Origin of the sequence: Vibrio sp. SG41-7, from assembly GCF_014164465.1 — a bacterium.
Taxonomy (GTDB): Bacteria; Pseudomonadota; Gammaproteobacteria; order Enterobacterales; family Vibrionaceae; genus Vibrio; species Vibrio splendidus.
Genome location: NZ_JACJFF010000427.1, coordinates 1 through 253, shown reverse-complemented (window position 1 = coordinate 253; position 253 = coordinate 1). Strand labels below are relative to the sequence as shown.

At 51.0% G+C, this 253-nt stretch carries 2 tRNA genes; both read right to left on the bottom strand.

What is annotated here, in order from left to right:
- Window positions 1-22: 22 nt before the first annotated feature.
- Window positions 23-98, bottom strand: a tRNA-Val gene (locus H5300_RS27475).
- Window positions 99-130: 32 nt separating this feature from the next.
- Window positions 131-206 (bottom strand) — tRNA-Lys (locus H5300_RS27470).
- Between the last annotated feature and the right edge of the window lie 47 nt (window positions 207-253).

The window sequence follows — 253 nt, the reverse complement described above, 5'->3', positions numbered from 1 at the left end:
ATAACCAAGAATTTTTAGAGAATGGTGGGCGATACCGGGCTCGAACCAGTGACCCCCTGCTTGTAAGGCAGGTGCTCTCCCAACTGAGCTAATCGCCCACGATAGTTTTAATTCCTTCGCGGAGAAAGAATGGTGGGTCGTGCAGGATTCGAACCTGCGACCAATTGATTAAAAGTCAACTGCTCTACCAACTGAGCTAACGACCCAATGGTATCCCGTAGGGGAGTCGAACCCCTGTTACCGCCGTGAAAGG